The sequence below is a fragment of the Pseudoalteromonas sp. OF5H-5 genome (assembly GCF_021530695.1).
Taxonomy (GTDB): Bacteria; Pseudomonadota; Gammaproteobacteria; order Enterobacterales; family Alteromonadaceae; genus Pseudoalteromonas.
The window spans coordinates 388,525-415,046 of record NZ_JAKGBF010000002.1 but is presented as its reverse complement, the minus strand read 5'-3'; the positions used below and the strand labels follow the sequence as shown (position 1 = coordinate 415,046).

Annotated in this window: 3 protein-coding genes; all 3 read right to left on the bottom strand. The window is 46.5% G+C overall.

Annotated features, from left to right (window positions below; all coding sequences use genetic code 11):
- Positions 1–6 precede the first annotated feature (6 nt).
- Genes L1271_RS04530 through L1271_RS04520 form a run of 3 tightly spaced genes read right to left on the bottom strand, consistent with a single transcriptional unit; the run spans position 7 to position 26,522 of the window.
- Positions 7–9,924: a non-ribosomal peptide synthetase gene (locus L1271_RS04530; RefSeq protein WP_235366926.1), complete on the bottom strand. Its 9,918-nt coding sequence runs from the start codon at positions 9,922–9,924 to the stop codon at positions 7–9.
- The gene (locus tag L1271_RS04525; RefSeq protein WP_235366922.1) at positions 9,924–16,550 is read right to left on the bottom strand and encodes a non-ribosomal peptide synthetase; all 6,627 of its coding nucleotides are present in this window, start codon (positions 16,548–16,550) and stop codon (positions 9,924–9,926) included. The genes L1271_RS04530 and L1271_RS04525 overlap by 1 nt, the downstream gene beginning before the upstream one ends.
- Positions 16,551–26,522 carry a non-ribosomal peptide synthetase gene (locus L1271_RS04520; protein WP_235366920.1) on the bottom strand — a complete coding sequence of 3,324 codons (9,972 nt, stop codon included), beginning with the start codon at positions 26,520–26,522 and terminating at the stop codon, positions 16,551–16,553.

The window sequence follows — 26,522 nt, the reverse complement described above, 5'->3', positions numbered from 1 at the left end:
TTAGGCTTAGAGCCAGCCTTCGTCACTGATTGCATCATCGGTTGCTGTAATGACCAAAGTATGTTGCAAACTCTTTTTGTCCACCACAAAAGCCAGTTCACGTAAGTCCTTTGCGGTCAGAGCTTCACTGACACTGACGTCTACTTCAAAGTGTTGCTGTATTAAGTGCAACAGGCGTAGCAGTGTTAAGGAGTGACCACCAAGGCCAAGAAACGAATCTTCCATGCTGATCTTGTCATCACTCAGGTTAAGCAACTTGGCACAGCTGCTACGCAAAAGGGTTTCAACTTCCGTTCGAGGTAAGGCGATCTTTCTGCTATGGCTAAGAGGTTCTGCTTCAGGCAAGGCTTTTACATCGACTTTACCGTTGTTATTCAGAGGTAACGACGACACAACCGCAAACCTCTCAGGCACCATGTACTCTGGTAATTGTTTTTTAAGCTCGTGCTGGACGCTTGCCACCCATGAGCTTTTATCAACAGACTCTGAAGGAACTAACCATGCGGCCAGTTGAGGATGAGCAGATCCCTGATTAACAATACCAACGATGGCACTGGACACCTGTGGTAATTGTGAAAGGCTCAGTTCTATTTCGGCAGTTTCGATTCGGTAACCACGAATTTTTATCTGAGCATCATTACGACCACAATAAATCAGCTCGCCTTGTGCATTCCAGAAAGCCTGATCACCGGTTCTGTAAAGACGAGTGTCTGTAGAAAGCCAGTTCGGTGCTTGAATAAAGTGCGCGGCTTGTTGGTCGGATCGATTAATGTAACCGGGAGTCACAGCCTGACCCCCAATCACGATTTCACCAATGGCTCCCGGAGCAACAGGTTCACCGGAGTCATCCATTAAGTAAATCTCACAATTCGACAAGGGCTTGCCGAGTGGAATGCTACTTTCTCCTTCGGCTTTCCATTCGCTTACATCCATGATTGCAGCAACGACGGTTGTTTCTGTTGGCCCATAGGTATTGAGCAGTCGAACAGAATTGCCAAGGATAACTTGCCACTGTTGCAAGGCATCTCTTTGCATGGCTTCGCCCCCGACTATACAGTGAGTTAAACCTTCGAGACTGTCATGTAACTTGAGAGTGTCATGTGATTTGAGTAACTGTGTCCATTCATGCCACAAAGCCGTTGGCATAGATAACAGTGAGATGTTTTGTTGCTGAATTAGCTGGGGTAAACCAGACAGATCAACAAGCTGTTTTGTCTCATCAATAACCAGGCAACCACCAGAGAATATGGATAACATCAATTCTTCAATGAATATGTCAAAACCCATATTCGCTATTTGTAAGACGGTCGCTGGTGCTTGCAGCTCATAGGCGCTTGTCGCTGCCTGATGATAGCTCAATAGATTATCTGCACTGACTCGAATTCCCTTAGGCAATCCCGTGGAACCCGAGGTATACATGATGTAGCTTACCAGCTCGGTTGCTGGCAGTGCGTTTGACACAAACGGCAGTGCGTCCTTTTGATCGTCGCTATTAATGCTTGTTGAAGGAACAGCGATCAAGGGTAAGTCCAGCTTTCTTGCCGCAAGCTCATCTTGGCCTCGTGTCAGAACCCACTCGATGTTCGCATCCTGTATCATCTGATGTAAACGTTCTACAGGGTGTTCAACGGCCAAGGGAACAAAGGTAGCCTGAAGTTTGATGGCAGACAGAATGGCAATAATGGATTCGGCACCTCCGGTAAAATACAAACCCAGTACTGTATTAGCTTGCACTCCCATTAATGACATTTCATGCGCGAGATGGTTAGAGGCTATATCCAACTGCTCATAAGTCATATGACCCCAGTCACCTTTTAGAGCGAGAGACTGCCCTTTATTAATCGCAACACTTTGAGCAAAAAGATCCGGTAAGGTCTGGTTCGTCATCGGCGATGAGAGATTGTTCCCCCAGTTTTTCAGCTGATTCAAAAGCGCGGGTGACAGATAATCCTGATGAGTCAGCAGGTGGTCCTGAGAACTCAGCAATGACTGAATGGCCGTGGCATAGTACCCCAGTACATCTCGGCATTGTTGGGCCGTAAAGTGACTACTGGTTAAAGCCAGTTGTAATACGAGTGAACCATGAGCTGGACTGTGGTGACATTCGAAGTCAAATCCATAATCCACTCGTTCATGTTCTACGTCAGCTGTCTCGTAAATATTTGAAGAGCTAATAACATTGGAAGAACTGGAAACATTAGAAGAGCTGCTTGCCTCAACCGGTTGTAGTTGATCGGCTACATGGAAGTTTACATAGTTGAACAAAGCACCTGAAAAATCGCGCTCAAGTTTTTCCTGCATCAGAGCCACGGGATAGTGTCGATGTGCCCAGTGTTCGTTAAGTTGTTGCTCTGTCTGCTTGATCCAGGTTCGCCAGCTTTGATCAGCAGCGCCTATATGCAACGGAGGTGTATTCAAAAAGAGTCCCAGAGCAGAATCAGAATGCTCGATTTCCAGACGACCATGACTGACAACAGAAGACACTGCGCTGTCAGTACCATTCACTTTGGCTAAAACGAAACAATGTACAGCCAGTATCAGTGTTCTGACGGGAAGTTTAAGCTGAACGGCAAGTGCTTCCAGATCTTTAGCTAGATGAGAAACATCCAGTCGTTGTGCGAAATGCTCATGAGCGTCTTTGCCAGTCCAGTGTGGTAATGGTGCATCATGAACCACTTTTCGCCAGTAAGCTTCGGTATCCTTGTTTTTTACAGCTTTACGTTCTGCGGCAATATAAGCCCCAAATGGCGGACAAGCTGGTTGAATTGCTGGCTTCTCACCTGCACTCGTCGCCTGATAGTTTTCCATAAACTCAACTTTCAGATTAGCAACGCTCCAACCATCCAGAATGGCATGCTGGTGTGAAAACCCGATCACAAAGTGGCCTGAAGGATGCACAAAGGCGTGAACGCGCCACATAAGATCATTTGCGTCGAAAAAGGCCTCTTCTTCCTGCTCTAGCCAGCGTTCCAGCTTTAATTCAAACTCATCCTCACTGGATGTTTCCCAGTGATGAACGGTGATGGGCAGATCGACTGCTTTTTTGACAACCTGTATGGCACCTGTGGCGGTAAATCGATAGCTGGCGCGTAACACTTCGTGTCGTTGTAGCAGATTTTCGAAGGATGTTCTGAAAGCCGTTTCGTTCCAGTTTTCTTCAACCGGATAGTGTTCAACAATATGATAACTTTGATCTTTTAGTTGATGGTATATGGAACCAAGCTGCAGGTTTGATAAAGGATAAGCGTCTTCAATACCCGCTTCTTTTGTCAAACTTTGGCGCTCTTCATCGGTTAGCAGAGAAAAAGCAATATAATCAGTATCAGTGCTGGATTCGCATAGTGTCTTACTTGCTGCCTGGCTTTGAATATACGTGGATAAAGCCATTGGCGTTTGATGAGATAACAAGTCTTTGACGGTAACGCTTAAACCTTGTTTCTGGCATAGGGTAACTGCTCTCACCATCAATATGGAATCACCGCCCAGAGCAAAGAAATTATCATGACGACCGACCTGCTTTAGTTGCAGAATGTCAGCGAATGCATTGGCTATGATGTTCTCCTGCTCGCCTTTGGCGGCTTCAAATTCCTGACGCGCATAATCTTCCATTTGCGGTTCAGGTAAACGCGCTTTATCAACTTTGCCCGTTATACTTACTGGAAACTCTTCCATGCAGACAAAGGCTGCGGGAATCATATAGTGCGGCAACGACTGCGTTAGCTCAGCGCGAACCTGTTCCAGATCAAGTCGCAGAGCCGTTTGAAGATACGCCACTATCTGGCGTTCGCCGGAATCCAGCTGATGGACGCGAACTACCGCGTTGCTGATGTTATCCAGTGTGCGCAAGCGTGCGGTGATTTCACTTAACTCAATACGGAAGCCACGTAGCTTTATCTGATCATCGTTACGGCCAACAAATTCAAGTTGCCCCTGTTCGGTCAGTTTTGCCTGATCGCCCGTCAGATAAATTCGCCCACCGCATTGAGTCAGATGATTATTAATGAACTTTTCGTTCGTTAAGCTCTCATTCTGGTGATAGCCTCGTGCGAGGCCGGGCCCTCCAACAGCCAGTTCACCCACCACACCACGGGGAACCAGTTGTTTATGTTCGTCGAGAATAAATAATCTGGTGTTAGCCAGTGGGGTTCCTATTGGCACAACACTATCGGCTGCAAGGTGCGATTGAGTAACATCGCCGTAACTCACATCAATAACCGACTCAGTTTGTCCGTAGATGTTAAAGCATCGTGCTTGTGGTGCTATCACGGCTTGCAAGCGAGACAGGTCGCGTCCATACCATGCTTCGGAACCCACCAGAATATGGCGCAAACCAGGCAGCGTTTGTTGATGCTGTTCAACATAATCCAGCAGGTTTCGCAGCACTACTGGCACAAAGTCGCCAAAGCTGATGTTGTGTTGTTGAATAAGCTGGAATAAACGGGCGCTGTCTACCAGATCTTCTTTACGACATAACACCAGAGAGCCACCGGTGGTTAAGCTTTTGACAATATCACCGAGAAAAATGTCTACGGCCAGCCCCGCCATTTGTAACAGTTGTGGTGGCTGTTCACGCAAAGCAAAAGTTTCAAACCAGCCTTCTGCGCGAGCCAGCATGGCTTCATGTTCCACCATGACACCTTTCGGTTTTCCTGTCGTGCCCGAGGTATACACCATATAAGCCAGCTGTTGTTTGCATAAAGGCAGGTCCATTGTTGCGGGTTGATCCACAGGCGTTAGAAAATCCGCCACAAGCTTACAGGGAATGTCAGTGTCAACATCTTTCAGGTATTCATTACTGATAATTAAAGCCGGTGTGCAGCTTTCCAGAATCATTGTCAAACGATCTGAAGGTAATGCGGTGTCCAGAGGAACATAAGCCGCACCTGCTTTCATAATGGCCAGCACCATGACAACCGCTTCCAGTTGTCGTTCCATGTGTAACGCGACAAAGTTTCCTGCCTTGACATCCTGCTGTACAAGGTGATGCGCGGCAACAGCGATTTTTTGTTGCAGTTCTTTATAAGTGACTTGCACGTTACCGTCTGTCACTGCGAGAGCGTCCGGTGTTTTTTCGGCTTGTTGTTCGAACAGATGGTGGATTCCCTGATGGTCAGGGTACTCAATATCTTCTGGATTAAATGTTTCCAGTAAAAAGCGCTTTTCGGTGTCAGAAACCCAGCTCAGATGAGCAACAGGTTTAGAAAAGTCTTCCGCATAAGCCAAGGAGGAGATCAGTGTTTTGAATGCCTCAGCCATACGAGCAATACTTGCTTCAGCAAACAGAGAACGATTGTACTCAAACACAAACTCCAGACCTTCGTCGCTTTCGCTGGCATCGAGTGTCAACTCAAACTGCGTGGTTATGTTCTGGGCCTCCAGCTCATCAATTTGCAATCCTTCCATTGCAAAAGACTGAGAGGAATGTGTGTCCATTGAGAACATAATCTGGAACAAGGGTGAATAAGCTCGGCTGCGTTCTGGTTGAAGCTGCTGGACTAGCCATTCAAAAGGCATTTCCTGATGAGCTTGTGCATCTTGATGAACGTGTTTTAACTGGTCAACAAAGTCCGCGAGTGACTGCTCTCCGTTACATTGAAGTCTTAACACCAGAGTATTAACAAAAAATCCGATGAGGGGCTCAAGGTGCGAGTGATGACGATTGGCGACTGGAGTTCCCATAACAATATCGGTGGCCTGCCCTGTTCTACCCAGTAGCAACGCAAAGACGCCTTGCAATAACATGAACAGAGTGGTGTCCGTTTGTTGAGCCTGTTGGCGCAATCGAGTCAGGACTTTTTTGTCCAGTGTAAAGTCATAGTGGGCACCGTCGTTACCAGGTTCTGCTGTACGAGGATAGTCGAGAGGCAGATCATGAACGACAGGTAGATCGGCAAGCTGTGTTAACCAGTAGTCCTGCATACGCTGCAAGCTTTCGCCTTGCAGGTGTTTTTGTTGCCAGACAGCGTAATCCAGATATTGAACCGGTAGTTCGGCTATGCGCGATTCAGAGATGCTTGATTCTGTAATGCTTGAGTGAATCGATGTCGATGGTGTCACTTCAACTGCAAAAGATTGGTAGAGAGCCATAAACTCTTCGCACAATATGCCAATGGACCAACCATCAGAAGCAATGTGATGCATGTTAAACAGAAGTACGCCCTGAGTTGCAGATTGCTGCAAATAATGAGTTCTTAACAAAGGGGCTTCTGATAAATCGAACACGGCATGGCTATCACTTTGTTGCCACTGTTCGATGGCTTCCTGCTGTGCGGAAGATTCCAGTGTGGAAAGATCGATTACCTTTAGCTCAACCTGAACATTGTGATGAATGCTCTGCCATGCGCCCTGCTCATCACTATGATAGCTGGTACGTAAAATTTCATGACGTTGAACAATGTGATTCAACGCCTGTTCTGCCGCACGGATGTCAAAAGCTCCTGATACCTGCAAAGCAAAAGGCATATTGTATTCAGGCGTTCCTTCTTCCATGTTATCGATAAACCATAAACGTTGTTGCGAAAAGGATAATGGATACTTCCCGCCGTCACGTTTTACCGGTACCAGATCATCGGTGTTTTGTTGTGGTTCTGTTTCCAGCAAACGAGCAACGCTGGACAGACGAGGATCTTTAAAAACAGCTTTAACGTCCAGCTCCTGCTGTAATTTTGAACGTACTTCACTCACCAGACGAATGGCCAGTAACGAATGACCACCCAGCTTAAAGAAATGGTCGTCACGACCGACCCGTTCCAGCCCTAACAGCTCACACCATATGGAAGCCAGCGACTGTTCGGAGTGTGTTTCAGGCGCGATAAATTCATCACCACCGAAATCTTTTGCTTCAGGAGCAGGCAGAGCTTTTTCATTCACTTTGCCATTCGTTGTTAAGGGTAGTGTGTCCAGCTTTACGAAAGCGGCGGGAACCATGTATTCGGGCATGGCCTGTTGAGCGGCTTTGTGGATGTCTTCAATGGACAAGCTCTGTCCACACACATAGGCAATCAGTCGTTTGTTGTCCTTTTCATCACTTTGTACGACAACATGAGCTTGTTGAATGGATGCTAAAGTCAGTAACGTTTCAGCGACTTCTTCCAGTTCGACTCGGTAACCTCGTATTTTAACCTGACGATCATTCCGACCCATGTAAATCAACTGACCATCGGCTCGGTAGCGAACCAGATCGCCACTTCGGTATAAGGGGGTTTCTGCAATGGGTAAATTTATAAAGGCTTCAGTACTGAGTTCTGGTTGATTCAGGTATCCCCGTGCAACGCCCTGGCCTCCAATGTACAGCTCCCCTACCATGCCTTTAGCAACTGGGCTGCCCGCTGCATCCAGAACATAAAGCTGCGTATTGGGATTGGCTTTACCGATGGGAATGATTGAGTCATTGGTGGTTTCATGCGTCAGGTAACCACAAGCGGTTACGGTCGCTTCTGTGGGGCCGTAGGTATTGTACAAAGCAACGGGGTTTTCCCAATGAGTAAACCACTGTTGTACGTATGATGACTTGACGGCTTCACCACCCAGAATCATTAAACGCAGTGCGCCCGATGATGCTGGCAGATCGGAAGCAACAAGCTGATGCCAGAAAGCCGTAGGAAGACTTGCCAGAGTAATTCCCTGTTGCTGACAGAAACGCCAGAAATGCTGACTGTCCTGCGCACATTGCTCATCTCTCAATACCAGAGTGGCTCCATGACATAGAGAACCAAAAATTTCTTCTATGGATATGTCAAATGCAAAGCTGGCAAATTGCAACACTTTGTCACTGGTTGAAATCTGATAGTTTTCACTGGTGACATGAACAAAATGCATCAACTGACTGTGTTCGATCATGACGCCTTTCGGCTGGCCAGTAGAACCTGATGTGTACATGATATACGACAGGTTCTCGGGCTTTACTGATGATTCAGGATTGGTTTGTGGATAGTCTTCTACCAAAGCCGACAGTCTATCCAGTTGAATGACTTCCCATTGACCTTGAGTCGTAATGGCAGGAGCATCGGAATGGGTCAGAACCCATTGTGGCTGAGCATCCTTTAAAATAAATTCAAACCTATCCTGCGGATAATCAATATCAATGGGTAAGTAGGTTCCGCCCGCTTTCTGAATCGCCATCAATGCAATGATGGAGTCAGTGCTGCGTGGCAAATAAACCGCTACTGGCTGTTCCGGTTGACAACCTTGTTCAACTAACCAGTGAGCATATTGGTTAATCTTCTGGTTCAACTCAGCATAAGTATATGACAGCTCCCCATCTTGTAACGCAATCTTCTCAGGATTGTCCTGAGCTTGTTGCTCAAAAATCTGGTGTGCCAGTTTCTTCTGGTCGTAGGCTGAAAAAGTCTGGTTAAGAGTGTGTAAGACTTCTCTTTGCTCGGCACTGGAAAATACACTCAGTTCTTTTAAACGGCTAGTGTCCGATTCATTAACGAGGCTTCTTAGCAATTGTTCGAAATGATTCGCAAACAGATCCACCGTACTGGCGTTAAATAAACTGGTATCGTATATCCATTCGAGGTATAGCTTGTCATTTTCTATCGCAGCAGATACATCCAGATCAAACTTGTTAATCAACTTTTCATCACTAACAGGTTCAAGCTGTATGGTGTTTTGAGTTGACTCAGAGGTATGAGCGACATCCATGCTGAACATGATCTGAAATAGAGAAGTGTAACTTTGATTTCTGGACACCTGACTGATCTCTACCAGCTGTTCAAAAGGTACATCCTGATGGCTTTGTGCACCAATATTTACCTGCTTAACATGGTTGAAATATTCGCGAACGGTCGATTGATCCGTATTAACTCTTAACACCAGTGTGTTAACAAAAAAGCCGATTAAACCTTCAATTTCTTTTCGGGTTCGATTCGCAACGGGTGTACCGATAACGATATCCTGCTGTTGGCTGTGCTTTGACAACACCAAAGCCAGAACCCCATGCAAAAATACAAAGGGAGTGACATCAAGTTTCTGAGCCAGTCCTAATACCTGTTGTGTTAGTGTCACATCCAGAGTGTTTGCCAGGATGCCTCCTTCGACACTGCGTTGAGCCGGGCGCTGAAAATCCAGCGGTAGCTGATGAACATCGGGTACTTCATGCAGTTGCTTGCGCCAATACTCTGTCTGTTTATCCAGAAGTTCCTGAGTTAACCACTGTTGTTGCCAGTCAGCAAAGTCCGCATACTGAATGGCTAATGGTTCAAGTTCATCGTGCTTATCTTGACCAACCGTACCTTGACTGATCGATTGATAATAGAATGAAAATTCGTCCATCAAAATACCCATCGACCAGCCATCAGTGGCTATATGGTGTATATTGACGAATAAAATTCCACTTTCTTGCGTTTGTCGAACCCACAAGGCGCGCAACATCAGGTCACTATCTAGCTGGAAGATCTTTTCGCTGTCTTCCGCAATTATGCGATCGATGTGAGCTTGTGAGTTGTCTCCGCTGACTTGGTGCCTTTTAATGTGAAAATCGAAAGACTCATCAATTAGCTGCATTAATACACCGGATTCCATTTTCAATCGAGTGCGCAATACTTCATGACGTTCTATAACTTTACGGAGAGCTTGTTCTGCAATGTCGACATCGAAGATTGCCGGTGTACGAAAAGCCATGGGCATATTGTATTCTGCACTGCCTCCGGCAATATGATCCAACATCCATAGACGTTGTTGTGCTGAAGATGCTTTAACACGCGAGGCTTTTGTTGTACGAGGTAAGATAGTATCTGTACCTGTATCATCCTTTGTCGCTATTTGTTGCAGGTAATCCTGTAACTGGGACTTTTGCTGCTTGATTCTATCCAGTAGCTCAGGGCTTAACTTGCCTTTTTGTGCCCTGACCTTTAGTTTGTTTTCATTTAATGAAACTTCGACACCTGCCAGTGCAAGTTCTTCCAGAAAGGCTTTCATTACAGCTCTACCTCTTCAATTTCTTCATCTGCACTCGCATCCAGCGTTTGCGTTAAATGTTGTCTTACCTGCTCACTGTCAATTACGGCTGCCAGCTCACGAAGGTTCTGGCTAGCCAGAACTTTTACAATTTCCAGATCAATACTTAGTTCGTCTCTCAGGCGTGTTACCAGTTGAACGGCGAGTAAAGAATGAAGGCCTAATTCAATCAGGTTAGCAACCACGCTGATACCTGTTGCTGGTAAACTCAATAAGTCGGAACACAGGTTAACCAGTAAGGTTTCAGTGGGGGTGTCAGCAGGCACAACTTCCTGTTCGGAGTTGAGTGATTGCGGACGTGGCAAGGCCGACTTGTCAATTTTTCCATTGATCGTTAAGGGCCAGTATTCAAGCGCCATAAACTGCGCAGGAATCATATAGGAAGGTAAGTAATTCGCCAGCTGTGAGCGCAGTTCGGATTGCCACTCTTCACTAGCATTTTGCTTATTGTTAAAAATAACGTAAGCCGTTAACTGTGGTTGATCATTGTTGTTACGATGAACCATGACCAGACAGGATTGCACTGCATCCAGATCCGCTAAGCGACTTTCTATTTCGCCCGGTTCGATTCGGAAACCGCGAATGCTGATTTGCTCATCTTTGCGACCTATATACTCCAGACTGCCGTCAGCTAATCGACGCACGCGATCTCCAGTACGATAACAACGCATTGCTGGTTTATCAGCGATAGATATATTTACAAAAGACTGAGCGGTGAGTTCTGGCTGATGAATATATCCCGTCGCCAGACAATTTCCACCGATATAAAGTTCACCAACACTGCCTTGAGGACAGAGTTGCTGTTGCTCGTCCAGAACAAACAACTGACGCTGACCAACTGCCTGACCTATACGCACGCGCTCCTGATCATGGCTGTCAATACATTGCAAGCTGCTCGTGATGATCGCCTCTGTCGGACCATAAGCATTATATAAAGCGCATGATGAACTCGGACCAAAGTTAAACCAGTTCCTCACCAGCTCCGCAGGCATGGCCTCACCACCCACAACAACACAGCGTAAAGCCAGTGATTGCCAGTGCTGTTGCCATTCATCACTCAAGGTGGTGCTGATATAACCGGGAGAAAGATCCGTTATGCTAATGTTATGAGATTGCAGATAGTGAAAGAACTGGTGAACATCTGGTGTCACAGGTATCAGGTGCAAGCAGGCACCGCTCCACAGACTTGTCAGAGATTGTTCCAGGAAGGTATCAAAACTAATGGACGTCATCTGCATGATGTTGTCATTGGGAGAGGTTTTAAATTCCTCAACAATGGCTGTCAGGTGCGAGCTTAATGCACCGTGCGACACCATTACGCCTTTGGGCTTACCCGTTGAACCCGACGTATAAAGTACATAGGCCAGATCAGTAGCTTGAATGGCTGGCAGTTCAAGGCTGCCTGTTGTGCTCAGGGTGTTTATCAACAGCCATTGTTCGTTGGCGAGTTCTTCTTGTTGAGTCAATACATAACGAGCTTGACTGTCCTGAACCATATAGTCGATACGATCCTGTGGCAGGGCCAGGTCCAATGGAAGAAAAGCTGCACCAGCTTTTGCAACCGCTAACATGCTGATCATGAATTGAATCCCGCTCGGCAATGACAGTCCAATCACATCTCCGGGCTTTACACCTTTATTGACCAGAGCTTGTGCCATGATGTCAGAATGTGTATGAAGTTCGGAATAGCTTATTGAAGCTTCGCCACAGACAATTGCAGTGGACAGGGCGTATTCTTCTCCCCTGACTACCGCTTCATGCCAGCTTTGAGTCTGGTTGATAACTGAAGGATGTGTGCTCAGTAAAGAAGCCACTTGATCGGAGTTAAACAATGTCAGTTCATTGACGGGAACATCTGGCTTGTTGACCAGAGACTGAATGAGGTTTTGCCAGAGAGAAACCCAGTATTCAATGGTGTTGCTGGTGAATAAGGCTTTGTCGTAAGTCCATGTGAATTGAAGTGAATCGTCATTACCTAAGAAAGCGTCCAGTGTTAAATCAAACTGGGCAAACGCAGTGTTCGATTCCAGAGAGCTTAACTCAACGCCATCCAGATCCAGATCAACATCTTCATTGGTATCCATAGAAAACATGATCTGGAATAAAGGGTTATAGGCAGGATTACGAGGGACCTTAAGCGCCTCTATAACTTGCTGAACGGGCGTTTGTTGATGAGACTGTGCATCAACATTCAACGCCATTACCTGTTGGATAAAATCTCGTGCAGATAGATTACTGTCTACTCGTGTTCGTAATGCCAAAGTGTTAACGAAGTAACCGATGAGTGGCTGCAATGCTTTATTACTTCGATTAGCGGTTGGTACGCCAATCACTATGTCCTGAGACTCTCCAATACGCGCCAGTAAAATGCTTAAGCTGGCATGTAGTAATGCAAACAAAGTCACATCCAGTTCCTGTGCTAACGTTTGCAGTCGCTGTGTGATCGTCTTATCCAGCGTAAAATTATGCTGTACGCCCTGATAATCGCGCTGTAATGGCCGAGCATGATCCAGTGGCAGTGAGTGTAGTGTCGGTGTTCCCTGTAGCTGTTGCAGCCAGAATGCCAGACTATTCTCCTCTGTCGTCAGATTTTGTCTGGCTCGTTGAGCGATGGCATAGTCTGCGTACTGGATAGCGAGAGCAGGTAAAGTTGTTTTCTCACCCGCTAGCGCTGCCTGATACAGGGTTTTAAACTCCTGAATCAGAACGGCCATGGACCAACCATCGGAAGCAATATGATGCATATTGAATAACAGTACACCTTGTTCTTTTGCCAGTGCTATGTACATAACTCGTAACATGACATCGCGACTCAGATCGAAGGGTTGTTCAATATCCTGCTGCATCCAACGTTCGACCGCCTGATGTTGCTGGGAAGAATCGAGAGTCGTCAGGTCGACGGACTTCAGATTAAAGTCAAAGTCACTAATGATCTTTTGATAGCCTTGCTCGCCTTCCTGATAATAAACCGTGCGTAATACTTCGTGGCGTTCAATGATCTGGCGCAATACGCTTTCTGCTAAGGTTAAATTAAAATTGCCTTTTAACGATAAAGCCATTGGCATGTTGTATTGCGGACTTCCCTTCTCCATCTGATCGATTAGCCACAATTGTTGTTGTGAAAAAGATAATGGAATATGTTGTGGGCGCTCGACTGCTACCAGCTTGTCATGATCCGATGTGAGGTCGGCATCATCGATGAGTGTTGCAAAAGCACTTAGAGATGGGTATTCGAAAATTGTTTTGAGTGGCAGATCCACATCGAAAGCATCCTGAACATCAGCCAGCATGCGCACGCACAAGAGAGAGTGGCCACCCAGTGCAAAAAAATGACTGTGACGTCCAATCTGTTTTGAATCAATGTTTAACAGTTCTGCCCAGAGCGTTGCGAGCTTTTGCTCTGTTGCGTTGGCTGGTGCGACATATTCGCTCTGGAAGTCCTGTGCGCCTGGTTTAGGCAGCGCACGACGATCAACTTTTCCTGTCACTGTGAGTGGAAACGCGTCTACGGCTATAAACGCAGCAGGAATCATGTAGTGTGGCAGGGACTCAGCCAGTTCATGGCGTAAAGCATCAGGGTTAAAAGACTCCGATGTCTCCAGATAAGCGACCAGTTGCTTTTCTCCTGATACTGTCTCATGAACATTGACGACCACACCTTTGATGGATTCCAGGTGTCGCAGTCCAGCTTCAACTTCCGCCAGCTCAATACGAAAACCACGAATTTTAATTTGTTCATCCTGACGGCCAACAAATTCCAGCTGTCCGTCAGCAAGCAGACGACCTTGATCGCCGGTGCGATAAATTCGTAATGACTTGCCATTACACTCTATTGAAGTGAATTTGCTTGCGGTTAATTCTGGTTTCTGACAATAACCCCGAGCCAAGCCAGGTCCGGCAATAGTGATTTCTCCCACCACGCCCACAGGGACTGGTTGTCCCCATTCGTCAAGCAGTAGCACATGGGTATGTTGCAATGGTATGCCTATGGGAATAATTCTATCGGCAGCCAGATCCTGAGCTGTTGCATCATAAAAACAGGCATCAATAATTGACTCTGTCTGTCCATAAATATTGTAGCAACGAGCTTCGGGGTGTAACGTTTTTTGCAAGCGCTTGAGATCTCGTCCATGCCAGGCTTCAGAGCCAATCAGTAACCAGCGCAAGCTAGTTAATGCACTTTCATTTTTGCTCGCTTCGTCCAGAAGATTGCGCAGTACCGCTGGAACAAAGTCACCAAAATTTACCTGGTGCTGGTTAATTAAAGCCAGTGTGTCAGTGGCTGACAGTAAGGTATCTTTAGGACAGATAACCAGCTTGCCTCCGACACTTAAACTTTTAACCATATCGCCAAGAAAAATATCAACACCTATGCCTGCCATCTGCAAAATACAGAGACGGTCATCAGTAATTCCAAAGGCCTTTTGCCAGCCTTCCCATCGGGCGATCATTCCCCGATGCTCGACCATAACACCTTTCGGTTGTCCGGTCGTACCAGAGGTATAAACAATGTAAGCCAGTTGATCAGAGGACACTTTTACTGGCGACATCGTTTTGTTCGTTGACTGGGCAGCTGCGTCCATAATGTCAATCGTCGTTATACCAAAATCAGGTGTCTGCTTATCATCGCTCAATAAAAGGACTGCACCACTGTCTTCGACCACATACTGGTTGCGACTGGTCGGCAAGGTTTTATCCAGTGGTACATAAGCCGCGCCCGCTTTAAAGACGGCCAGAATAGCAACGACAGCATGAATGGAACGATCCATCCACAGAGCGACACGCTGCTCAGGCTGTATGCCTTTCTCTTGCAGGGTAATTGCTAATGAGTTTGCACGTTGGTCGAGTTGTTGGTAGCTAACTTCTACTTCGCCGTCCACAAGCGCCGTTCGATCCGGTGTTTTTTGTGCTTGCTGCTCAATCAGGTGATGAATGCATCCATCAGTTGTCCATGATAAGTCACACTTATCCAGTGTCGATGTTAAAAACGTATGCTCGCTATCCGGTAACCATGACAGTTCACCAATAGAGACTGACAAATCCTCTGCCGTCGCCAGAGACTCAGCCAGACAGGAAAATCGTGCCGCCAGATTTTTAATGTTCTCAGCATCAAACAAAGTGGCATCATATTCAAAATGCAGTGCCAGATGGTCCTTACTTTCACGTACATCCAGAGTGAGCTCCAGTTGTGCAGAGCTGGTATCAGGTTCAATGGGGGTAAACTCAATATTTTCCAGTTGCAGACTTTCGGAGTCCAGAGTGTGTAGCGCCAGCATAATCTGGATAACCGGTGTGTAAAGCTGGCTACGTTCTGGTTGCAATACTTCGACAACGCGATCAAAGGGAACGTCCTGATGTTTTTGTGCATTCAGGTTAACGTTTCTAACCTGTCTCAGAAACTCTGTAATTGAGGTATTCAGATCGCAGTTAAGACGTAACGCCAGTGTATTAACAAAGAAACCGATGATGGATTCCAGTTGTTCCTGAGTACGACCTGCTACCGGGGTTCCAATGACGATGTCCTGCTGCTGACTCTGACGTGCAACCAACAATGAAAACAGACTGTGAAGCACCATGAACAAAGTTGTGTCGGTTCTTTGGGCTATAGACTTCAATCCTGTTAACACAGACGTTGGCAGATTGAGTTCATAACTACCAGCGGTCTTATCACTGTTTTTCTTGCGCGGATTATCCAAAGGTAGATGATGAACTTCAGGGCAATGGGCCAGCTGTTGCTGCCAGTATTCCAGTTGCTGTTGCAGACGTTGTTGCTGTTTGTCGGTTTGTAACCAGCTTGCGTAGTCCATATATTGAAGGGTTAGCGGAGATACTAACGCTGAAGAGTGTTGAACTTCAGCTTTGTATAAAGTAGCAAACTCATCCACTAGCAGATTAATAGACCAGGCATCCGCAGCAATGTGATGCAGCACAAACACCATGACACCTTCATTGTTGCCAAGGTGAATAAAGTGAGCCCTTAACATGGTATCTGAAGCCAGATCAAAAGGAGCATCAACAATGGCTTGCATCTGTTGAGGCAATGCTTTTTCCTGTTGTTCCTTCTCTAGAGCACTGTGATCGGACACTTGCAATGTCAAGCTTGCAGATTCCTGTAACTTTTGAACGACACTGCCATCGCGTTCAAGAAAACAGGTTCGCAAGGCATGATGACGTTGAAGGATCTGATTCAGGGCTTTCTCGGCAGCGTGAAGGTCAAAGTCCCCTTTCACTTTCATGCAATAAGGCAGGTGATATCCCAGACTACCAGCTTCCATTTTGTCGAGGAACCAGAGCCGTTGCTGGGCGGGGGTCAGAGGCGCTTCAGTCGCATTCAGCGCAGGGATATGCTTATCCTGTTGCTCAATACCAAAGTGTTCCTGTTGCAGAAAATCTATCAGCGCTTCTTTATGCTGCTTAATAAATTCAATCTGTTGAGCTGTTAGTGCGCCCTTTTCCCCGCGAGTTTTTAATTTTCCGTTATCGACATAAACGGCCACGTTTTGAGCTAGTAGTTGCTCAAGAAATGTTTTTAGCTCTGTCATAGAATTCATTGTATTGATATCGTTGTTGATTTTGGTTGTCATCATTTACCACTCCAGCTCTTCAAGACTTTCGTCATCTTGCGCTGCGTGCAGTGCCTGGGTCTGTATTATGAGTTGCTGTTGATCGAGCCAGGCCGCAAGATCAATAAGCCTTGGTAACTCGAAAATCTTGCTGACTGGAATATCCAGTGAGAGCTGCTGGCTTAACTGAGTTTTCACTCGCGTCGCTAACAAAGAATGTCCACCCAGTTCGAAGAAACTGTCATGTCGGCTAATATCACTAACGCTTAATATCCCTTTCCAACAATCTGCCAGAGAAGATTCCATTATTGTTTGAGGGGCTTCAAAGTGAGATTGAACAACGGGATCAGGTAAGGCTGAGCGATCAACCTTGCCATTGACATTAATCGGGAAGCGCTCGAGTATCATGTAACTCTGAGGCACCATGTAATCAGGTAACCACTGTTTGAGGTGTGCCTGAGCCTGGTCTTTATCTAATCCTGACTCAGCTTCAATGTAGGCGACCAGTCTCTGTTGACCTGACTCATCCTGAGGAACTAACACCACTGCACCGCTCACACCTTCGAGTTGCAACAGGCAGGCTTCGATTTCACTCAGCTCGATACGGAATCCTCGGACTTTAACCAGATCATCTTCACGACCTATGTACTCAATGGTGTCGTCCGCAGTTAGTCGTACTTGATCACCCGTGCGATAGTAGCGCTGAGTTGCGTTGTCACTCGTTAAGTGAATAAATTTATTTTGCGTTAACTGTGGCTGATTCAGATAACCTCGGGATACACAGTGAGCACCAAGGTACAGTTCACCGGTAATTCCAGCGGGAACCACTTGTTGATGTTGATCCAGAATACGGCATTCAACGTTGGCCAGTGGATGACCAATGGGAGGAAGCTCCTGCCATTGAGCAACATCTACGGGCATTGTATAAGCCGTGACTACATGAGTTTCTGCCGGGCCATAGTGATTGGTCAGTCGGCAATCAGAATGACGCTCGAAGAATCGACGAATAGCAGGACTGATCTTAAGTCGCTCCGCAGTAGAAAGAATATGACGTAAACAGGGTAAATGAATGTTTTCTGCATTACTGTAATCCGCCATCGCCTGCAGAGCGGCATAAGGCAAGTTCAATGCAGTGAGTTTCTGTTGTGCAACCCATGGCGTTAATAAGCTGATATCCTTGCGCATCTCGATGGAGATCATGTGAATCGATCCGCCACTTTGCAAAGCAAAGAAAATATCTTCGAAACTCATATCAAAACCAATGGACGAAAATTGCAATCGTTTGTCAGGTCCAGCGATGAGTGGCTGATCAAGTACCGCTGCTTGCAACAGATTCAATAGAGGTCCCTGTTGCATAGCTATGGCTTTGGGTTTTCCGGTTGAGCCAGAAGTGTAAAGAACATAGCCCAGGTGCTCTGCGGAAACGGGAATACATAAATCCGCGACAGGCTGTTGTAGCAAAGCGGTTCGCATTTCATCGTTGAGGATTAAAGCCGAGTCGGAATGACTTTTCAGCTTTGGCGATTGTTGTTCGCTGCAAATAATAAAGGCTGCACCGAGATCTTCAATGATCATCTGAAGACGTTGGGTAGGAAGCGCTGTATCCAGAGGGACATAACCTGCACCTGCTTTCAGAATTGCCATAAGAGCAACAATCAATTCACAACCGGGTTCAATAAACAGGCCCACAGCATCATCGGTTTTCACGCCCTGCTCGCGCAGGTAATGAGCCAGCTGATTCGCTCGTTGATTCAGTTGTGTGTAGGACAATTCCTTGTCGCTATCAACAACGGCTATGTGATCCGGTGTCAGTTGTACCTGACGCTCGAAGATCTGTGCCAGATTTTCACTGGATATCGGGGTTGTCACGCCAGACAGTCGCTGTTGTAATGCAGCGCGTTCTTCTGTTGATGTAATAACAACAGTATTAGCGGTCACGTTGTTCTCAGCAGCCAGACCTTGAGTAATCTGAGTCAGACTGTTGATAATATGTTGCAGAACGACTTCGATGTCAGCTTGCTGGTGAATTTGTGCTGTCAGATTAAATACGTCGCCCAGATCATCTATCGATAATGTAAAGGGATAGTTCGTTCGATCATAAATTCCGAGCAGCTCAATGTCCGTTGCTTGCCAACGCTGTGCACTGTGGCTTCCGGCCTGCTCGTCTTCGGAGTGACGGTAATTTATCAGAGCATTAAACAGCGGAGAACCTGCGGGGAGTTCACTGCAACGCTCTGCCACTGATGTTGGAATATGTTCATACGCCATCAGCTCCACCAGTTCCTGTTGAACACGAAGGACCAGTTGCTCCAGTGATTGTTCCTGTAACTGCTCCTGTAAATTCAGGCGTAGGGGTAATGTATTGATAAACAACCCTACCATGCGATCCATCCCTTCTATCGCCTGCATTCGTCCAGATACAACGGTTCCTGTTACCACATCCTGACGTCCACTCCAAAGGGCAAGGTTAAAAGCCCAGGCAAGATGGAAAATGGCCGCTGGACTTACATCGAGTCGACGAGCCTGCATTCGAATGGCTTCGGATAACTCGCTGTCCAGTAGTTGTTGACGTTCTTTTTGCAGACTTGAGTCGGCCTGATTGTCAGCAATGCCATAAGGTGCTGTGACTTCGCTCACGCCTGCCAGTTTTTCTGCAAAAAACTCTTCTGCCGCCTGTGTGTTCTGTTGATGCTGAGTGGCTGTAATAAATGCACCATATTGAGCAGGCTCTGGTAAGGTTGCACCTGAACCATTCAGCAGCTCAATCAGATCATCCTGCAAAATTTCCAGTGACACATGATCCGAAATCAGATGATGTTCCTGAACAATCAGGTAGCATTCTTCTGAAGCAGGCTTGCGCAGTATGGTTAATTTAAGTAAAGGAGCCTGTTGAATGTTAAGCCACTGTTTATCCGCAGACATCCAGTTGGCTAACTGGGCATCGTCACTTTGATCGGATTGCAACCAGTGTTCATTTACTTCCAGTGTTGCCTCTCGACAAACTACCTGAACAGGCTGTGAAAGATTGTTCCATAAAATGGCCGTGCGTAATGCATCGTGTCTTACTACCAGTTGTTTAAACGCCGTGACAAATGTGTCCAGCTTTGCCGGGTGCTTAAATCGGTAAGCCATAGGCGTAACGTAAGTATCAGACCCGTCACTCAGCATATGGTGAAACAGAATTCCTTCCTGTAAGGGTGCTAGTGGGAAGATGTCCTGAATGTTTTCAACTCCACCTGGCACCTGTTCAACGATGACATCAATATCGTCCTGAGTCAGGGACGTCAGTTTAATATCCTCAGGCTTCAGTGATGTTAAACCATAAGGCAATGGTTGATAGATAGAAGCACTTGATTCCTTGGCTTCTGTTTTTATGAGATTTGTTGCCATCGCACTCAACTGAGGCGCGTCAAACACTTTTCGAACGGCCAGCGACCAACCCGCGCTTTGCAGTCGAGCAATCATTTTCATAATGAGCAAAGAGTGGCCACCCAACTGAAAAAAGTGAGCGTGGCGAGACACTTTTTCCTGTTGGAAGATTTCACTCCAGATGTTCGCAAGTAAGATTTCTTGCTGGCTTTCTGGAGCGACATACTCTTCGTCGTGAAGCAGATGTGCATCTGGCAGCGCTTTCGCGTCAATTTTTCCATTTGGAGTTAAAGGGAATGCCTCCAGGAACAAAAATGCATCCGGTATCATGTAACCTGGCAACTGAGTTTCCAGCTCTGTTCGAATCTCCGCGTCTGTTACAGCCTCAGTTTTTTCCGCTGTTGTAGAAGCGTGTAACTGCAAGTAGCCCGCTAAACGCTGATCACCATTTGCGCTTTTAAAGACTTTTACTTTCGCCAGGCGCACCATGGACAAACGATTCAAGCCGGCTTCTACTTCGCTCAGTTCGATACGATAACCTCTTACTTTTACCTGATCGTCGTTACGACCAAGGTAAACAACACTGCCATCATCATTAAAGGCAACCAGATCACCAGTAGCATAGAGTCGTTCGCCGGACACCAGAGGATGAGCAATAAATCGCTCTGCAGTAAGGTCTGGGCGATTCAGGTAACCACGGGCAACCCCTGCTCCACCCACATATAGCTCTCCTACGGCGCCTAAAGGTACTGGCTGATGCTGATTATCCAGTACATAGACCTGATAGTTGGCAATGGGTTTGCCAATGCTGCGATTGTCGTTAAGCATGTCTTCGTCGATACAGACGTTTACCGTGCACTCTGTTGGCCCATAAGCATTCACCAGCCGTGGACGATGTCCGTCACGCTGGAACCATTGAGTCACTTTTTCCGGGCTGAGTGCTTCCCCTCCTACACTGATTTGTCGAATGCAGGAAGGAATGACCTGCTCCGTCTCATCGACCATCTGATGCCAGAAAGCCGTGGGTAAGTTCAGTGCAGTGAGTTGATGTTGTGAACAAAACCTGAAGAAATCATTAACGCTGGCGATGCAATCATCATTACGTAAAACCAGAGTGGCGCCATTACACAAAGCGCCAAATACTTCTTCGACAGACATATCAAAAGACAGCGCTGCAAATTGGAGAACTCTGTCTTCAGTGGAGTACTGATAAGATTTTTCCAGCGCCGCAGAAAGATTAACCAGATTGCGGTGTTCTATCATGACTCCTTTGGGTTTTCCGGTAGAACCAGAAGTAAAAATTACGTAAGCAAGGTGAGTGGCATTCAGGCCTATCTGCTCTGGAGCAAGGTTTTCCGTTGGTTGTGAAGCCAGTAAATCGCGCAATTTATCGAGCAGTAACAGAGATGACTGTGGCAGCGTTGCCGAATCGGAATGCCCGATAATATATTCTGGACTGGCAACCGATAAAATATCTTGCAGGCGTGCAGCTGGTTGTGAAGGATCCAGAGGCAGGTATCCTGCGCCTGCTTTAATAATTCCCCAGAGTGCAATCAATGCATCGATGGAACGAGGTAAATGTAACCCCACCAGCGAATCTGGTTTAACTCCAGCAGCGACAAGATAGTGAGCGAGCTGATTCGCTTTAGTGTTGAGTTCTCGATATGTTAGAGACACATTGCCGTCGATCAATGCCAGAGACTCGGGTTGTTGTAAGGCAAAGTGTTCCAGACGCTGTTGAATACACAAAGTAGAATCTACTGAGAGTTCGGTTTTGTTGAAAGTATTAAACAGAAGCTCCTGCTCATGATGAGGCAGTATATTCAGCTCATGTACAGGACTTTCAGCTTTCTGATTGATTACCTTCGAGCACAGATTTTCCAGTGCGGTAACCACATACTCCATGATACGTTGTGCCGATACTTTGCGATGAATATGAGTGGTTAACTCGAAATGTTCAGCCGACTCATCAATGGACATGGCGAAGGGAAAGCTTGAACGCTCCTGAACTTCAATGGGTCTGAGCGATAAGTGTTTTTCCCATTGATGAAGGCTACTGGTATCTCCCTCCAAACTATGACGGTAATTGAGCATGGCGCTGAATAATGGAGTGCCATTATCCAGTGCACTACTGGCTTGCACATCAGACAGCGATATCAGTTCATGTTGCATTAATTCAATAAGCTGACTGTGAGTATGTTGTGCCGCTTGCTCAAGATTCATTGATGAGTAGTTCAGGCGTAAAGGCAATGTATTGATAAACATACCAAACATGCTCTCGATACCCTCTAGTGCTGCCTGACGACCAGACATAACAGTTCCTATCACAACATCAGAACTACCGCTGCTGCGACCGATGATTAATGCCCAGACCATATGGAACAAAGTGGCGTTGGATACCTTCAGAATGTGTGCTGCTCGTCGAATGTTCGACGCGGCAACACCATCGATGACACTATGTGCGTCAATATGATCAGCGGCATCCGATAAAGTGTCAGCTAAACCAAACGGTGCGGTTACCTCTTCCACATCTTTCAACTGAGTATTAAAGTAATCTTGGTGATGTTGAGAGGCACTTTCGTTCAGTGCATGCGCGACAAAATTACGGAAAGGCGCTGACGCTTCCCGTTCAATCCTTGTCCCTTCTTTGTGCTGCATAAGCAGCGCCATCATATCTTCTTCCAGTTGTTGCAACGACAGGTTATCGTGAATCAGGTGATGAATATGAAGCTTAACAACCGCTTCCGAACGACACTCGAAGATTTGCAGCTGTACAAGAGGCGCGACCTGCAGGTTCATATGGTACAGACCTGTGTCTTTCTGTTGTTCAATCCACTGGTTAAGGTCGGTAGACTCTGGAAGCTGTTGGTACTCGATGGGAAGTTGTGCATCACGCCAGACAACTTGAACCGGTTGAGGCAAGTGTTGCCAATGAATAGAAGTACGTAGCACATCATGACGTAACAGCGCGGACTCTAGCAGATCGCTTAAGAGCGTTAAGGATGACTTATCCGCTAAACGATAGAGCAAGGTTGTAATATAAGGGTCCGCTTCTTCATCCAGTTGATGATGGAATAAAATACCTTCCTGCATCGGTGTTAATGGATAGATATCCTGAATATTACTGACACCACCAGGTATGCTGGCAATTAATAGATCAATATGCTCCTGTGACAAAGCAACCATCGGCAAATCTTCTGGTGTGATGACAGTGCATTCCGGTGTAATACGATTAGCCGGAACATCGATGGTTGCGGGGATAGACTGAGTTTTTATTGTCGCTGCCAGTTCACAAAGCACTGGCGTTGAGAATACCTGTGCTACGTCGGTCGTTAACCCGGCAGCATTTAATTTAAGGATACACTGGGTAATTAGCAGCGAGTGTCCGCCTAGATTAAAGAAGTTGTCATGTCGACTTATCGTTTCGGTTGACAGGAGCTCTACCCATATTTTTGCCAGTAGTTCTTCGACTTCACCTTCAGGGGCAGCATAAACAGAGCGTTCAACGGAGGTATCATCAGGTTCAGGTAGTGCTTTGCGATCGACTTTGCCATTAGCGGTAAGTGGGATCGCATCCAGCTTCATGTAGGCTGCAGGGATCATATATTCTGGCAAGCTTTGCGCGAGCGTTTGCTTGATCGCACTCGGCTCAATTACCTGATCTGAAGTAAAGTAGGCAACTAACCTTTGATCATTCGGGCTGTTTTGTTGCAGAGTCTTTTCATCCAATTTCTTTTCATACAAGACAACAACAGCATCTTTAAGATTTGCGATGTCATTAATGGCTGCTTCTATCTCACCCAGTTCAATTCTTAAGCCGCGCAGTTTTACCTGATGATCACTGCGCCCCATGTATTCCAGTACACCCTGATCAAGGCAGCGTACAATATCGCCAGTGCGATAGAGTGTTTGTTGCGGCTTGAATGGGTGTGGAATAAATTTTTCAGCGGTGAGTTCCGCACGATTGAGATAGCCATAGGCGACCCCCATACCGCCCAGTAACAGTTCACCACTAACGCCAACAGGGACCGGGTTTAGCTGTTCATCCACAATCATCAGTTCAGTATTCTGAATAGCTCGTCCAATGGGAACCAGAGCGTCTTTTGAGTCACGCTCACAGGCCCAGTAAGTCACGTCAATAGCAGCTTCGGTTGGGCCATACAAATTATGTAGTTCAGTATTTTCTGTTTGTGCAAAAAATGCCTGCTGAATATCTGCAGATAAGGCTTCACCACTACAGAACACCTGGCGCAATGAGTTACACTCGCCAATGTTTGCTGACGACAGAAACAACGACAACATGGAGGGCACAAAATGTAAGCTGCTGATCTGATGTTGTTGAATAAGCTGCTGCAGATAAAGTGGGTCTTTGTGCCCTTCTGGTCTGGCAACCACCAAGGTCGCGCCCGTCATGAGTGGCCAGAAAAATTCCCAGACCGAAACATCAAAGGTATAAGGCGTTTTTTGCAATACGACGTCTTTTTGACTCAGCGAGTATTCCCGTTGCATCCAGTCAATTCGATTATGCAATCCGGCATGATGACACAGAACGCCTTTGGGCTTACCCGTAGAGCCTGATGTGTAAATGACATACGCCAGTTGTTCTGGCGCATAGGCAACTTCATTGTCTGCGAGGTTGTGAGTCGCTTTATCCGCAAATGGGCGTTCAGTCTGCAAATCAACACAAGTCACGTTAAGCGTTGAATAGTTTTGTACAAATGCTGATTGAGTAAGAATGGCTTTGGACTCTGCATCTTGCAGAATATCGAGCTGACGTTGTAATGGTTGAGCAGGATCAATGGGCAGGTAAGCCGCACCCGCTTTAACCACGGCGTAAATAGCAACCACCATGTCCAGTGAACGCTCAAGGGCCAGAGCAACTGTAGATCCAGGAGTGACACCTTCGCCGATAAGCCAGCGTGCAAGCTGATTGGCTTGCTCATTCAGTGCCTGATAAGTTAATGAACTTTGTTCAAATACCACCGCCACAGCATCGGGTTGTTGCGCGGCTGTGCGTTCAAAAACCTGATGCACACAGAGTTCACTGTCAAACGCCTGATTGCGTCCGTTCAACCATTGTTGAAGTAAAGCATGTTCGCTGGCAGGCAACAATGGAATCGATGCAATAGGTTGCTCCACTTTCCCATTTAACTCTTGCAGTAGCATTGACCATCGTTGAGCCAGTCGCTCAATGGTTTCTGCTTTAAACAAAGCCGTGTTGTATTCGAATTCGCAATGCAGACCTTTTGAGCTTAGACACATATTAAGCATCAGCTCAAACTGCGCATGCTTATGAGCTGACTGACGCAGCGTCATTGCAACACCGGGCAAGGTAAGTGCGGATTCTTCACCTTTTTCCAGTGTTATTAAAAGCTGGAAAATCGGCGAGTAGCCAGCGCTGCGTTGAGGGTTGAGCTTCTCTACAACACATTCAAAAGGTACATCTGCATGTGCCAGTGCCTGTTGATGAAGTTTTTTATTACGCTCCAGCAACTCTGAAAAAGATTCTTGTGTATTAATCTTTGAACGCAAGACCAGCGTATTCACAAAACAGCCTAAAGTATCATTCAGTTCGCTGTGTGAGCGATTCGCAACGGGCGTGCCCATTACGATATCTTTGTTATCTCCGTGGCGGGCCAACAGGACGGCATATAATGTTTGCAAGACGACAAACAAGGAACATTGATACTGCTGAGCGAGTTGCTGCAGTGGCAAGATTATGTCATTACCCAGCTGGATCGCATGTCGAGCACCTTCATGTCCTGACTGAGCCGGACGAGGATAATCCAGAGGCAGGCCATGAACCGCTGGAATGCCTTCCAGTTGCTGTTGCCAGTAGTCCAGTTGTTGCTCCAGAGCCCCCTCAGCAAACCAGTTGCGTTGCCATTGAGCGTAATCCAGATATTGAATGGAGGGTTCAGGTAATGTGGAGGACTTGCCTTGCAATCGCGTTTTATACTCATCACAGAACCATTGAATAAACAGATTAATGGACCAGCCGTCGCTGGCAATGTGATGCATATTGAACAACAGAACTCCCTGCTGCTCTGATAACTTAAGATAACTGACACGTAATGGAATTTGCTGGCTCAAGTTAAAAGGGCTGACGGCGTCTTCCTGAATTAATCGGTTGGCAATGTTGTCTTTTTCCGACTGGGACAAATGCGTGAGGTCGTGTTCCTGTATCGTCGCTTTAAATTCAGTCAGAACCCGCTGAGCTCCCTGGCCATCACCTTCATGGTAAGTGGTTCGTAAGATTTCATGTTGCTGCACCAGATGATTCAGTACCTGCTGAGCGAGTTGTCTGTCCAGTGAACCCACCACATCCATCGCTAATGGCATATTGTAATGAGCACTGCCACCGGACATCTGATCAATAAACCAGAAGCGTTGCTGAGAAAATGACAGGACATAGTCTTCCTGACTTCGTTCAAGCTTGCGTATTGCAGGACGTTTGGCGGGGCTGATCGTCTCACTAAGGTGCTCGATCAATGCTTGCTTGTTTGCACTGATTTTTTGTTTTAACGCATCAGGAAATGAATCGCCGGTGAGTCGATAGCCGAGCTTCCCATCTTTACAGAATAACAGGACGCCGGATTTCAGAGCTTCTTTAATTAACTCATTCAT

Excerpts from the sequence above, each read along its gene's own strand:
- L1271_RS04530 (WP_235366926.1), bottom strand. The coding sequence starts at position 9,924 with ATGAAAGCCTTTCTGGAAGAACTTGCACTGGCAGGTGTCGAAGTTTCA.
- L1271_RS04525 (WP_235366922.1), bottom strand. The coding sequence starts at position 16,550 with ATGATGACAACCAAAATCAACAACGATATCAATACAATGAATTCTATG.
- L1271_RS04520 (WP_235366920.1), bottom strand. The coding sequence starts at position 26,522 with ATGAATGAGTTAATTAAAGAAGCTCTGAAATCCGGCGTCCTGTTATTC.